Source organism: Haloplanus sp. CK5-1 (genome assembly GCF_037201915.1).
Classification (GTDB): Archaea; Halobacteriota; Halobacteria; order Halobacteriales; family Haloferacaceae; genus Haloplanus; species Haloplanus salilacus.
In genome coordinates this window covers 2225665-2238149 of record NZ_CP147505.1, presented here as the reverse complement: position 1 = coordinate 2238149, position 12485 = coordinate 2225665, and the positions used below count along the sequence as shown (strand labels likewise).

Genomic DNA, 12485 nt, shown 5'->3' with positions numbered 1-12485 from the left:
CGGCGTCGGACCGTGAGGCCGCGCTCACCGCCCGGCGGGTATAAATCAACGCTTATGGGGGTGCGTTCCCAACCGCCGGGATGACAGGAACCAAGGTATGAATCAGTGGATAGCAATCGGTGCGCTCGGGCTGATGGGCGTCGGCATCCCTCTCATGATGATGATGGTGTCGGCGCTCCTCCGGCCGAGCGTTCCCGAACAGGGAAAGACCGTCGTGTACGAGAGCGGCGAGGTGCCGACGGGGACGGCACACGTACAGTTCAACATCCAGTACTACATGGTCGCGTTGCTGTTCGTCGTCTTCGACGTCGAGACCGTCCTGATCTTCCCGTGGACGTTGATCTATCGGTCGGCGCTGGCGAACGGCGCGACGCTCACGGAGGTTCTCGCACCGATGCTGGTGTTCATCGGCATCCTCGTCGTCGGCCTCGCGTGGGCGTGGCGTAACGGGGCGGTCGAGTGGGTCAAGAGTCCGCGCGCGTCCCGCCGCAAAACGGAGAGACAATCATGAGTAGCGAAAAAGGACGATTCGTCACCGACACGAGTCGAGTGGGGAGCGACACACGCGACGCCCGGATCGGGGCGTCGGGAACCGACAACCGGTTCAACTCGAAGCTTCGGGAGGCGTTCGGCTCGTCGCCGTTCATCCTCACCAAGTTCGACCGGTTCATGGAGTGGGTCCGTGGCTCCTCGATGTTCATGCTACAGTTCGGTATCGCCTGCTGTAGCATCGAAATGATGCACACCTACGCGGTGAAACACGACCTCGACCGGTTCGGGGCCGGCGTGCCGCGGGCGTCGCCGCGACAGGCCGACGTGATCATCGTGCCGGGGACCATCGTCTCCAAGTTTGCCCCTCGGATGAAGCGCGTCTACGACCAGATGCCCGAACCCAAGTTCGTCGTCGGCATGGGGTCGTGTACCATCTCTGGCGGGCCGTTCCAGGAGGGGTACAACGTCGTCAAAGGGGCCGAGGAGGTCATCCCGGTCGACATCCACGTGCCGGGCTGTCCGCCCCGGCCGGAGGCGCTGGTCTACGGCGTCGCCAAACTGCAAGAACGGATCGCGAACGGAGAGAGTTCGCCGGTGACGGTCAAGCCGTACGAACTCGAACAGTTCAGCGACCTCGAACAGGACGAGGTCGTCGACAAACTCGCCGAGGAGATCGACGAGGACGACCTGGTCATGCGCTACAACTGGGGCGATTCGCCATGAGTCTCGAGGAGTCCCAGCCCGACACCGTCGACGCCGAGGCGGCGACGGCCGAGGACATCGAAGCGCTGCTGGGCGACTCGGTCCTCGACCGGGACGACCACCTCAACGCGCCGGGGTTCGTGGTCCGGCCGGACGAGGTACAGGACGTACTCTTCGCACTCCGCGACGAGGCGGGGTACGACCATCTCTCCTGTGTCACCGCACAGGAGTACGAGGACCGCTACGAGTCGATCTACCACCTCAAGAAGTACGACGATCCGACCGACGAGGTGAGCGTCGTCGTCCCGACGCCGACCGACGATCCGGTGAGCCAGTCCGCGGAACCGGTCTACCGCACCGCCGACTGGCACGAACGCGAGGCCTACGACCTCGTCGGCGTCGAGTACGACGACCACCCCGACCTGCGTCGCATCCTCCTCCCCGAGACGTGGCAGGGCCACCCGCTCTCCCGGGACTACGATCAGGACCGTCCACAGATCGTCCCGCTCCGCGAACACGCCAACCCGCTTCAGGAGGATCACGCCGGCGACGGGGACACGATGTTCCTCAACATCGGCCCCCACCACCCCGCCACGCACGGCGTCCTCCACCTCAAGACCGTCCTCGACGGGGAGCAGGTCGTCGACGTCGAGTCGGACATCGGCTACCTCCACCGCTGCGAGGAGCAGATCTGTCAGCAGGGCACCTACCGCTACCAGATCATGCCCTACCCGGACCGCTGGGACTACATCTCGGCGGGGCTGCTCAACGAGTGGGCGTACGCCCGCGTCGCGGAGGACCTCGCCGATATCGAGGTGCCCGAGTACGCACAGGTCATCCGGACGATGGGCGCGGAACTCTGTCGCATCGCTGCCCACATGCTCGCGGTCGGCACCTTCGCCCTCGACGTGTACGGCGACTTCACCGCCATCTTCATGTACTCCGTCCGGGACCGCGAGAAGGTCCAGAACATCCTCGAAGAGCTGACGGGCCAGCGGCTGATGTTCAACTACTTCCGGCTCGGTGGGGTCGTCTGGGACCTGCCCGAACCCCGCGAGGACTTCTTCGAGATGATCCGGGACTTCCTTGACGACCTGCCCGAGGCTCTCGAGGAGTACCACGACATGATCTCGGCCAACGAGATTCTGCAGGTCCGCACCGTCGATACCGGTGTCTTGCCCCCGGAGGTCGCCAAGAGTTACGGGGCCACGGGACCGGTCGCCCGCGGCTCGGGCATCGACTACGACCTGCGCCGCGACGACCCCTACGGCTACTACGACGAACTCGACTGGGACGTCGTCACCGAGGACGGTTGTGACAACTACAGCCGCCTGCTCGTCCGTCTCCGCGAGGTCGAGGAGTCGGCGAAGATCATCGAGCAGTGTGTCGACCTCCTCGAGGACTGGCCCGAGGAGGAGCGTACGATCCAGTCGAACGTCCCGCGGACGATCCGTCCCGACGACGACACGGAGGTCTACCGCGCAGTCGAGGGGGCGAAAGGCGAACTCGGCATCTACGTGCGCGCCGACGGGACGGAGAAGCCGGCCCGGTTCAAGATCCGGAGTCCCTGCTTCTCGAACCTCCAGACGCTCCCGGAGATGTCCAACGGTGAGTATATCCCCGACCTGATCGCGTCGCTCGGAAGCCTCGACATCGTGCTCGGCGAGGTGGATCGCTGATGGACGGGGTCCTCCTCCAGTCGGGGACGACCACCTCGACGGGGACCGCGAACGCGAGCGCGGCCGGCTCGGTGACGACGCTCCCGGAGACCATCTCCGGGGCACTCGGACTGAGCGGGACGCTCGGCGACGTCGTCGGCGGCCTGATCGGTGCGTTCGTCGTCGCCAACATCATGCTCGGCATGACGGCGGTCGCCGGACCGTGGGCCAAACGGAAGATCACGGCCGCGTTCACCGACCGCATCGCAGTCAACCGGATCGGACCCTTCGGCCTGCTCATCATCGTGGCCGACGCGGTGCGCCTGCTGTCGAAGGAACTGATCGTTCCCGACGGCGTCGACCGCCCGGCGTGGGACCTCGCACCGATCGTCCTGCCGTTCTCGGCGCTGCTCGGCTTCGCGGTCATCCCACTGGGGAGCGGCCTCCAGTTGGCCGACCCCGAGACCGGTATCGTCTTCGCGTTCGCGGCCGCCTCCATCGCGTCGATCGGTCTCGTGATGGCCGGCTACGCCTCGAACAACAAGTACTCGCTGTTGGGGGCGCTGCGATCGATCGCCCAGAACCTCGCCTACGAGATCCCGTTGGTCGTCACGGCGGCGTCGGTGATCCTCTTCGCCGGAACCCTCCAGACCAGTCAAATCGTTGCCGCACAGTCGGAGACGCTGGTGACGATCGCCGGGGTGTCGATCCCCGGCTGGTACGCCTTCGTCAACCCGTTCGGGTTCGTCCTGTTCGTGGCGGCGAACCTGGCCGAGATCGGTCGGAACCCGTTCGACATCCCCGAGGCGCCGACCGAAATCGTCGCCGGCTACCAGACCGAGTACTCCAGCGTCTACTTCGTGCTGTTCTACTTGGGTGAGTTCATCCACATCTTCCTCGGCGGCGCGCTGATCGCCGTCCTCTTCCTGGGCGGCCCGGCGGGACCGGTCCTGCCCGGGTTCGTCTGGATGGTCATCAAGATGTGGGCGTTCTTCCTGTTCACGCAGTGGGCCCGCTCGGCGGTCCCGCGCGTGCGTATCGACCAGTTGATCGAGATGGGCTGGAAGGGGATGCTCGTGCTCTCCTTCGCCAACCTGGTGCTCACGGCAGTGATAGTGGGAGTGATCGCGTAATGATTGGAATCCTGAAAGGCATGGCGGTGACGATGAAACACGCGCTGGACGGCAAGACGTTCACGGTCGAGTACCCGGACGTCGCACCGGAGGTCAGCCCGCGGTTCCGCGGCGTCCACAAGTTCAGCCAGGAGCGCTGCATCTGGTGTCGGCAGTGCGAGAACGTCTGTCCGAACGACACGATCCAGATCGTGCAGGACGACCAGCGCAACGGCGAACAGTACAACCTCCACATCGGCCAGTGTATCTACTGCCGACTCTGCGAGGAGGTGTGTCCGGTGGACGCCATCCTGCTGACACAGAACTTCGAGTTCACCGCCGACACGAAAGACGACTTCGTCTACAACAAAGAGCAGTTGAAGAACGTCCCGTGGTACAAAGGGATCGATCCGCTCGAATCCCGCAACCCGGACCGTGGCGCGTGGATCGGCGAGGGTGACGGGGAGATCGATTATCAGTAGAGTCGGACGCTCGGTGCCGCGTCGGCGCTGAGTCGTCTCGAAACGTTCAAAACATTACCTCAAGCAAATTCAAGCAATGGTGTATGAAACGATCGCGTTCGTGCTGTTCGCCCTCGTGACAGTGGGGTGCAGCCTGGGCGTCGTCCTCGTCAGGGACGTGTGGCACTCCGCACTCCTGCTGGGCGGCGCCCTGTTGAGCGTCGCGGTGCACTACGTGATGCTGCAGGCGGAGTTTCTGGCCGCCATGCAGGTCCTCGTCTACGTGGGCGGGGTGTTGATCCTCATCACGTTCGCCGTGATGCTCACGAAATCGACAGCCGAATCGGAGGTGAGCGGGGCATGACAACGAAACCGGAACTGAACACCGAGGGGAGCTTCCTCCCCGGACTGGCGGCCGTCGCGCTGTTCGTCGTGATGGCGGTGGCGATCCTTCGGGCCTCCTTTGGCGACCCACAGGGGTTCGCCCCCGACGCGGGGATCACCGCGAGCATCGGCTACGCGATGTTCGACCTCGACATGGGGTCGGTCCCCGGCGAGGGCTTCCTCGTCGCGCTCATCGTCGTCGCCGTCGCTCTCGACGCCGCACTCGACGGCTCGCTCCTCCTGGCGAAACGCGAGGAGGACGGGAGTCCGGTGGCGCTGCTGGCCGACGGCGGCCGGCAGGTTCGCGACCGACTTCGCGGCGGCGACGCCGACGACGAGGGAGGTGACGCCTGATGGTCCCGGTCCAGTGGTACCTGCTGCTGGCGGCGGCCGTCTTCTGCATCGGCCTGTTCGGGATCCTCACACGGTCGAACGCGCTGCTGTTCCTGATGTCGGTCGAACTCATGCTGAACGCGGCCAACATCAACCTCGTCGCCTTCTCGGCGTACTGGGGGAACGTCACCGGCCAGACGTTCGGCCTGTTCACGATGGCGCTCGCCGCCGCGGAGGTCGCGGTCGGCATCGGCATCATCCTCGTCCTGTATCGCAACTTCGGCGACGTGGACGTGACGCTGGCCAAGGGGATGAGGTGGTAAGATGGTCGGAGCGTTCGACTACGCGCCCGCCATCGTCCTCCTCCCCTTCCTATCTTTCCTCGTGTCGCTCGCGGGCGGGAAGTACCTCCCCAAGGGCGGCGCGTTCGGCGGTATCGCCGCCACCGCGGGCTCGCTGGTGCTGTCGGCGTGGGTCTTCCTGACCGTCAGCGCCGGCAACGCATACAACGAGACGCTGTACACGTGGGCCGCGGGCGTCGGCGAGGGGACGACGACACTCACGTTCGGACTTCTCCTCGATCCGCTGGCGGCGATGATGCTGCTCATCGTCTCGCTGGTCGCGCTGCTGGTCCACGTGTTCAGCCTCGGATACATGAACGACGAGGGCGAGACGGGCCTGCCGCGCTACTACGCCGGGCTCGGCCTGTTCACCGCCTCCATGCTCGGGTTCGTCGTCGCCGACAACCTGCTGATGGCGTTCATGTTCTTCGAACTCGTCGGCCTCTGTTCGTACCTCCTGATCGGCTTCTGGTTCCGCGAGGAGGGGCCGCCGAGCGCCGCGAAGAAGGCGTTCCTCGTCACCCGCTTCGGTGACTACTTCTTCCTCGTCGGCGTCGTCGCCGTCTTCGCCACCTTCGGCACGGCGAAGTTCGCGGGAGAGGGAGCATTCCCCGTCATCGCGGAGCAGGTACTGGCGGGATCGGCCGACGTGACCACCTTCGGCTTCGCGCCACAGACGTGGTTCACCATCCTCGGCCTCCTCATCCTCGGGGGCGTGATCGGGAAATCCGCCCAGTTCCCGCTGCACACGTGGCTCCCGGACGCGATGGAGGGTCCAACGCCCGTCTCCGCGCTCATCCACGCCGCGACGATGGTGGCGGCCGGCGTCTACCTCGTCGCCCGGATGTACGGCTTCTACGCGCTGTCTCCCACCGCTCTCGGTATCGTCGCCTTGGTCGGGGGGTTCACTGCCCTCTTCGCAGCGACGATGGGCGTCGTCAAGCGGGAGATCAAGCAGGTGCTCGCCTACTCCACCATCTCGCAGTACGGCTACATGATGCTCGGACTGGGCGCGGGCGGCTACGTCGCCGCCACCTTCCACCTGCTCACCCACGCCTTCTTCAAGGCGCTGCTCTTCCTCGGTGCCGGCGCGGTCATCATCGCCATGCACCACGACGAGGACATGTGGAACATGGGCGGGCTCAAAGAGCGGATGCCCGTCACTTACTACACCTTCCTCTCGGGGTCGCTGGCGCTCGCGGGCATCGTTCCCTTCGCCGGCTTCTGGTCGAAAGACGAGGTGCTCTACGAGGCACTGATACACGGACTCGACGGCTCGCCGCTCCTGCTGGCCGGCTACGCGATGGGACTGGTGGCCGTCTTCTTCACCGGCTTCTACACCTTCCGGATGGTCTTTCTCACCTTCCACGGCGAACCCCGTACCGACGTGGCCCGCGACCCCCACGGGGTGCGGTGGAACGTGAAGGCCCCGCTGGTGGTGCTCGGGATTCTGGCCGCGACGGTCGGCTTCGTCAACATGGTCCCGTTGCACGACCTGACGGGGGGCTTCCCGCCGGAGTATCTCCACGACTGGCTCGCCCACGGTGAACTGTCGGCGCTCACGAGCGAACACTACGGCGAGTTGCTCCACGACTACGCGGGCTACTCCGCCGCGGACGTGGCCTCCTACGTCGCTGGCGCGGTGTCGCTCGCCCTCGCGCTTGCGGGCGTCCTCACCGCGCACGTCCTCTACAACGTCGCCGACCCCGACGAGCACACGGCGAAACTCGGCGCGATCAAGACGCTCTGGTACAACAACTACTACCAAGACGAGTACCAGGTCTGGATCGCGGAGTCGGTCGTCCTACCGCTCGCTCGGCTGGCCGACAAGTTCGACCAGGGTGTCATCGACGGGGTCGTCGACCTCGTCTCCAGCGTGAGCCTGTTCGCCGGGAGTCGCATCCGGCGGATTCAGACCGGTGTCGTGACCAACTACGCCGTGCTCCTCACCCTCGGGCTGACGGCGTTACTTGTGGTGTTCGGTGTTCTCGGAGGGTGGTTCGCATGATTATCGAAGGGTTGATCGCCGTGACCTTTGCCGCCTCGATGGTCGTCCTGCTCGCCCCCGACCGGGTGGCCGGACGCCTCGCGGCAGCGCTGAGTCTGCTCCCCGTCGCGGGGAGCCTCTACATGTGGAGTCGATTCGACGCGACCGGCAACGCCCTCACGGGCGGCGACCCCGCGTTCGAGACGATAGTTCCGTGGCTGGAACTCGGCGGCTACACGCTCAACTGGCACGTCGGCGTCGACGGTATCGGCCTCCCGCTGGTCGTGTTGACGACGATCCTCTCGACGCTCGCCATCGTGAGCGCGTGGACGCCGATCGACGACCGCCAGTCCCAGTTCTACGGACTGATGCTGTTCATGGAGGCGAACCTACTGGGCGTGTTCACCGCGCTCGACTTCTTCGTCTGGTTCATCTTCTGGGAGGCCGTCCTCCTGCCGATGTACTTCCTCATCGGCGTCTGGGGCGGCCCGCGCCGGAAGTACGCCGCGATCAAGTTCTTCGTCTACACGAACATCGCGTCGCTGGCGATGTTCATCGGCTTCATCGCCCTGGTCTTCGGCCTGGGTGACTCGGTGTCGTCGCTGGACATGCCAGCCATCGCGACCGCGCTCCGGGCTGGCGAACTCGGATCGCTACACGGTATCCCCGCCGGAACGCTCCGAACCGTCGCCTTCGTGGCGATGTTCCTCGGCTTCGCGGTGAAGGTTCCCATCGTCCCGTTCCACACGTGGCTCCCGGACGCCCACGTCGAGGCGCCGTCACCCGTGTCGGTGATGCTGGCGGGCGTCCTCCTGAAGATGGGGACCTACGCCCTGCTCCGGTTCAACTTCACGATGCTGCCCGAGACGGCGACGCAGTTCGTGGTTCCGATCGCACTGCTCGCCGTCGTGAGCGTCATCTACGGCGCGATGCTGGCGCTGGCCCAACAGGACCTCAAGCGCATCGTCGCCTACTCGTCCGTCTCGTCGATGGGCTACGTCATCCTCGGGTTGATCGCCTACACGACCTACGGGGTCGGCGGGGCGACCTTCCAGATGATCGCCCACGGCCTCATCTCGGGGCTGATGTTCATGTCGGTCGGCGTCATGTACAACACCACCCACACCCGGATGGTCGGGGACATGTCCGGCATGGCCGACCGGATGCCGGTCACCGCCGGCATCTTCGTCGCCGGTGCCTTCGGCTACATGGGGCTGCCCCTGATGGCCGGCTTCGCCGGCGAGTTCTTCATCTTCAAGGGCGCGTTCGAATCGACGGTCCACGCCGCCATGCCGCTCTTTACCGCGGCGGCCATGTTCGGCATCGTGATCGTCGCCGGCTACCTGCTGCTCGCGATGCAGCGGACGCTCTTTGGCTCGTTCCGCCTCGAAACCGACTACGAGGTCGGTCCGGCCGCGCTCCACGAGACGGTGCCGCTCGCGGTGTTGCTCGTGACGATCATCGTCCTCGGGGTCGCTCCCGACCTCTTCTTCGGGATGATCCAAGACGCGGTCGATCCGCTGCTCGACTTCGGAGGTGACCTCTCGTGACGCCACTACAGATCCAACTCCCGACGTGGATGGCCATCGCACCGACGGTGTTGCTCGGCCTGACGGCGCTCGTCTTGCTGTTGGTCGACAGCATCGACCCCGACTCGACGCGACCGACCGCGCTGGCGGCCGTCTCGGTCGGCGGGAGCGTCGCCACACTCGCCGTCGCCGGCTGGTACCTGCTCGCGGGCACCGGACAGGCCGGTGGTGCGATCGAACTGTACGGTGGCTCGCTCGTCGTCGACGGGTTGAGCCTCTTTTTCACCGTCATCGTCGCCAGCGTCGTCGCCATGGTGTCGCTGGCCAGTCACGACTACCTGCGGGACCGAACCTACCAGGCGGAGTTCTACTCCCTGGTGTTGCTCGCGGCGACGGGGATGAGCCTCATGGCCTCGGCAGGGTCGCTGGCGACGGTGTTCGTCAGCCTCGAACTCGCTTCGCTCCCCTCGTACGCGCTCGTCGCCTTCCTCAAGAAGAACCGGGGGAGCGTCGAGGCCGGGCTGAAGTACTTCCTCGTGGGCGCCGTCTCCTCGGGCGTTCTCGTCTTCGGTATCTCGCTCGTGTACGCCGCGACGGGGTCGCTGCTCCTGTCGGACGTGGCTGCCGCCATCGGCGACGCCGACGACTTCGTCGGTATCGTGGGGGTTGGGGTCGTGATGATCGCCGGCGGGTTCGCGTTCAAGACGGCCTCCGTCCCCTTCCACTTCTGGGCACCGGAGGCGTACGAGGGTGCGCCCGCACCGATCAGCGCCTTCCTCTCGTCGGCGTCGAAGGCCGCTGGCTTCGCCGTCGCCTTCCGTGTGTTCGCGGTCGCGTTCCCCCTCGAGACCGTCGTCCCGATGGGCATCGACTGGCCGCTGCTCTTTGCCGTCCTCGCCGTCGTCACGATGACGCTCGGCAACTTCGCGGCGGCGACCCAGGAGAACGTCAAGCGAATGTTGGCGTACTCCTCGGTCGGGCACGCGGGCTACGCGCTGATCGGCCTGGCGGCGCTCTCGGGCGGTGGACCGAACGGGAACGTGATGGGCGCGAGCATGGCCCACCTCTTGGTGTACGGCTTCATGAACACCGGGGCGTTCCTGTTCATCGCGATGGCCGAGCGCTGGGAGATCGGCCGGACCTTCGAGGACTATCAGGGCCTCGCGACGCGAGCGCCGGTCGCCTGCCTCGCGATGACGGTGTTCATGTTCTCGCTCGCTGGACTGCCACCCTTCGGTGGCTTCCTCTCGAAGTACGCCCTCTTCTACTCGGCCATCGAGGGCGGCTTCTGGTGGCTCGCCGCCGTCGGCGCGATCAACAGCGCGCTGTCGCTGTTCTACTACTCCCGCGTGGTGAAGGCGATGTGGATCGAGGACCCCGTCGACGGGTTCGACCTCGGTGCGACACCACTTGGCCTCTACGTCGCAGTGCTCGCCGCGGCCGTCGGGACGCTCGTGCTCCTCCCGGCGTTCGGGCCGGTCGTCGAGACGGCACAGAGTGCGGCCGCAGCGCTGTTCGCGTAGGCCGCGCTCGCCACCGTCAGTCCAGTTCCAGCGTCGACCGGATCGCACCGGTCACTTCCCGCGACCGCCGGACCGTGATGCCGTCGGTCGTCACGAACACGCCGTGGTCGTCCGTGATCACGCGCGTGACGAATCCGTTCTCGAACACCCGAAGCGTGTACTGGTAGTCGCCGAGTTCGCTCCCGTCGTAGGCCAACTGCGTGCGAAAGCCCGCGACCTCGTGTTCGACGAGCGCTCCGAGGTCGGTGTCGGCCTCCAGATCGGATCGGAGGTACACCTGTTCGTAGCCGTCCGGCGTGAAGTAGGTGATACTCCGGAGACTGTCCCCGACAGCGGTTCGGCAGGTGCTCACCAGTTGCTCTTCGAGCGCCGGGTCGACGAGGTCACGGTGCTCGCTCATGTCGCATGGTATCACGACACACAGTCGGTTAACTCCATCGGCGACTCGGACGGTAGGGTTTTCCGCCCTCGACGGTTTCGACCGGACATGGTCAGGCGGCTAGTGCTCGGCTGTGGTCACGCCGGCGAGGTCGTCCTCGGCGTCGTGTCGACGTGGGGCGGGGACCTGTGGGCGGTCGTTCCAGACGACTACTCCGTCGACGGGATCGAAGAGGCGACGACTGTCGTTCGCGGCGATCCGGCCGACCCCGAGACGTACCCCGAGAGGGCCGACACGGTGTTGGTGCTCGGGGACGACACCGCCGACAACCTCGCGGCCGCCCGCAGAGCGAAGGAGGCGTTTCCCGACGCCCTGTTCGTCGTGTGTACGGGGCGTGACGGCTCGCGAGCCGACTTCGACCGGATCGCCGATCGGGTGATCGATCCGAAGCGAATCGTCTCCGAGTACGTCCTCGATTCGGCCGTCGGCACCGAGGCCGAGCGGACGTGTCGACTGTTGGACACCCTCCGGCGGATCGACGGTCGGCTGGCAGTCGTGACCCACAACAACCCCGATCCCGACGCCATCGGGTCGGCCGTCGCACTCGCGGGGATCGCACGATCGGTCGGCGTCGAGGGCGACCCGTGTTACTACGGCAACATTTCCCACCAAGAGAACCGGGCGTTGATGAACTTGCTGGATCTGAACATGCGACACCTCGACGACTCCGAGGGGATCGAGGAGTACGCGGGCGTCGCGTTGGTGGATCACTCCCGACCCGGCGTGAACGACGGCCTCGACCCGGAGACGCCGATCGACGTGGTGATCGATCACCACCCGCCGCGCGCGCCGGTGGAGGCGGCGTTCGTCGACCTCCGGAGCGGCGTCGGTGCGACCAGTACGCTCCTCGCGGAGTACCTGCGGCGACTGGGTGTCGACCCGAACCGCGAGGTTGCGACCGCGTTGCTGTACGGTCTCCGGGTCGACACGCGCGATTTCACACGCGAGGCGGCCGACTCGGATTTCGAAGCGGCGGCCTTCCTCAGCCCCTACGCCGACGCGTCGGTCCTCGAACGGGTGGAGTCACCGCGGATGAGCCCCGACGTCCTCGCGACGCTCGCGGCCGCGATCCGAAACCGCGAGGTGCGGGACGACGTACTCACCTCCGGTGTCGGCTCCATCCGCAACCGCGACGCACTCGCACAGGCCGCCGACAAACTGCTCGGTATGGAGGGCATCTCCATCTCGGCGGTGTACGGCTTCCTCGACGGGACGGTGTACCTCTCCGCGCGGTCCCGGGGTGCCGGGATCGACCTCGGAGAGGTGTTGCGGGACGCGCTCGGGTCCATCGGGAGCGCGGGCGGCCACGCCGACATGGCCGGCGCACAGATCCCGCTCGGCATCCTCGGGACGGTCGACGAGGAGTCCTCGGACTCGCTGTCGGACATCGTCGACGAAGTGATCGCGGGGCGAATACTGGAGGTACTGGAGGATCCCCCGAGTTCGCCGTCGTTCGATTCGACCGCCGTCGACGTCGGCTTCGACTTTCCGCTGGCCGACGAGTGACGCGTCGACGACCACGTT

Annotated in this window: 13 protein-coding genes; 12 read left to right on the top strand and 1 reads right to left on the bottom strand. The window is 66.0% G+C overall.

Annotated elements, in window-relative coordinates; genetic code table 11:
- Nucleotides 1-97: 97 nt before the first annotated feature.
- From NBT81_RS11840 to NBT81_RS11790, 11 genes are all read left to right on the top strand, one after another.
- The gene (locus tag NBT81_RS11840) at nt 98-511 is read left to right on the top strand and encodes an NADH-quinone oxidoreductase subunit A (RefSeq protein WP_338738775.1); all 414 of its coding nucleotides are present in this window, start codon (nt 98-100) and stop codon (nt 509-511) included.
- Nucleotides 508-1215, top strand: coding sequence for an NADH-quinone oxidoreductase subunit B (locus NBT81_RS11835; RefSeq protein ID WP_338738773.1), 708 nt, complete (start codon nt 508-510; stop codon nt 1213-1215). The genes NBT81_RS11840 and NBT81_RS11835 overlap by 4 nt, the downstream gene beginning before the upstream one ends.
- Complete coding sequence (locus NBT81_RS11830; RefSeq protein ID WP_338738771.1) at nt 1212-2873, top strand: NADH-quinone oxidoreductase subunit D; 1662 nt, start codon at nt 1212-1214, stop codon at nt 2871-2873. The genes NBT81_RS11835 and NBT81_RS11830 overlap by 4 nt, the downstream gene beginning before the upstream one ends.
- Nucleotides 2873-3985 carry a complex I subunit 1/NuoH family protein gene (locus tag NBT81_RS11825; protein WP_338738769.1) on the top strand — a complete coding sequence of 371 codons (1113 nt, stop codon included), beginning with the start codon at nt 2873-2875 and terminating at the stop codon, nt 3983-3985. Before NBT81_RS11830 ends, NBT81_RS11825 begins: the two co-directional genes overlap by 1 nt.
- Complete coding sequence (locus NBT81_RS11820) at nt 3985-4446, top strand: NuoI/complex I 23 kDa subunit family protein (RefSeq protein ID WP_114586170.1); 462 nt, start codon at nt 3985-3987, stop codon at nt 4444-4446. Before NBT81_RS11825 ends, NBT81_RS11820 begins: the two co-directional genes overlap by 1 nt.
- A gap of 76 nt (nt 4447-4522) precedes the next feature.
- A complete protein-coding gene (locus tag NBT81_RS11815; protein WP_338738765.1) occupies nt 4523-4789 on the top strand; it encodes an NADH-quinone oxidoreductase subunit J in 267 nt (88 codons plus the stop codon).
- Nucleotides 4786-5163, top strand: coding sequence for a proton-conducting membrane transporter (locus NBT81_RS11810; RefSeq protein WP_338738763.1), 378 nt, complete (start codon nt 4786-4788; stop codon nt 5161-5163). The genes NBT81_RS11815 and NBT81_RS11810 overlap by 4 nt, the downstream gene beginning before the upstream one ends.
- The gene (nuoK, locus tag NBT81_RS11805) at nt 5163-5465 is read left to right on the top strand and encodes an NADH-quinone oxidoreductase subunit NuoK (RefSeq protein WP_338738761.1); all 303 of its coding nucleotides are present in this window, start codon (nt 5163-5165) and stop codon (nt 5463-5465) included. The genes NBT81_RS11810 and nuoK overlap by 1 nt, the downstream gene beginning before the upstream one ends.
- 1 nt (nt 5466) lies before the next feature.
- On the top strand, nt 5467-7491 hold the full coding sequence (nuoL, locus tag NBT81_RS11800) for an NADH-quinone oxidoreductase subunit L (protein ID WP_338738759.1): 2025 nt from the start codon (nt 5467-5469) through the stop codon (nt 7489-7491).
- Nucleotides 7488-9020 (top strand): NuoM family protein, encoded by a 1533-nt coding sequence (locus NBT81_RS11795; RefSeq protein WP_338738757.1) that lies wholly within the window; start codon nt 7488-7490, stop codon nt 9018-9020. The genes nuoL and NBT81_RS11795 overlap by 4 nt, the downstream gene beginning before the upstream one ends.
- A 29-nt stretch (nt 9021-9049) precedes the next feature.
- Nucleotides 9050-10522, top strand: a complete 1473-nt coding sequence (locus tag NBT81_RS11790) for an NADH-quinone oxidoreductase subunit N (protein WP_425498789.1) — start codon at nt 9050-9052, stop codon at nt 10520-10522.
- A 16-nt stretch (nt 10523-10538) separates the two neighbouring features.
- Here NBT81_RS11790 and NBT81_RS11785 read toward each other — a convergent pair whose 3' ends face one another.
- Nucleotides 10539-10922, bottom strand: coding sequence for a DUF7522 family protein (locus tag NBT81_RS11785; protein ID WP_338738753.1), 384 nt, complete (start codon nt 10920-10922; stop codon nt 10539-10541).
- 87 nt (nt 10923-11009) lie between these two features.
- Here NBT81_RS11785 and NBT81_RS11780 point away from each other — a divergent pair, with 87 nt between their 5' ends.
- Nucleotides 11010-12467 (top strand): DHH family phosphoesterase, encoded by a 1458-nt coding sequence (locus NBT81_RS11780; RefSeq protein WP_338738751.1) that lies wholly within the window; start codon nt 11010-11012, stop codon nt 12465-12467.
- Nucleotides 12468-12485: the final 18 nt, after the last annotated feature.

Coding starts and splice junctions, on each gene's coding strand:
- nuoK (WP_338738761.1), top strand. CDS start 5,163: ATGGTCCCGGTCCAGTGGTACCTGCTGCTGGCGGCGGCCGTCTTCTGC.
- NBT81_RS11780 (WP_338738751.1), top strand. CDS start 11,010: ATGGTCAGGCGGCTAGTGCTCGGCTGTGGTCACGCCGGCGAGGTCGTC.
- NBT81_RS11810 (WP_338738763.1), top strand. CDS start 4,786: ATGACAACGAAACCGGAACTGAACACCGAGGGGAGCTTCCTCCCCGGA.
- NBT81_RS11835 (WP_338738773.1), top strand. CDS start 508: ATGAGTAGCGAAAAAGGACGATTCGTCACCGACACGAGTCGAGTGGGG.
- NBT81_RS11830 (WP_338738771.1), top strand. CDS start 1,212: ATGAGTCTCGAGGAGTCCCAGCCCGACACCGTCGACGCCGAGGCGGCG.
- NBT81_RS11790 (WP_425498789.1), top strand. CDS start 9,050: ATGGCCATCGCACCGACGGTGTTGCTCGGCCTGACGGCGCTCGTCTTG.
- NBT81_RS11815 (WP_338738765.1), top strand. CDS start 4,523: ATGGTGTATGAAACGATCGCGTTCGTGCTGTTCGCCCTCGTGACAGTG.
- NBT81_RS11820 (WP_114586170.1), top strand. CDS start 3,985: ATGATTGGAATCCTGAAAGGCATGGCGGTGACGATGAAACACGCGCTG.
- nuoL (WP_338738759.1), top strand. CDS start 5,467: ATGGTCGGAGCGTTCGACTACGCGCCCGCCATCGTCCTCCTCCCCTTC.
- NBT81_RS11825 (WP_338738769.1), top strand. CDS start 2,873: ATGGACGGGGTCCTCCTCCAGTCGGGGACGACCACCTCGACGGGGACC.
- NBT81_RS11795 (WP_338738757.1), top strand. CDS start 7,488: ATGATTATCGAAGGGTTGATCGCCGTGACCTTTGCCGCCTCGATGGTC.
- NBT81_RS11785 (WP_338738753.1), bottom strand. CDS start 10,922: ATGAGCGAGCACCGTGACCTCGTCGACCCGGCGCTCGAAGAGCAACTG.
- NBT81_RS11840 (WP_338738775.1), top strand. CDS start 98: ATGAATCAGTGGATAGCAATCGGTGCGCTCGGGCTGATGGGCGTCGGC.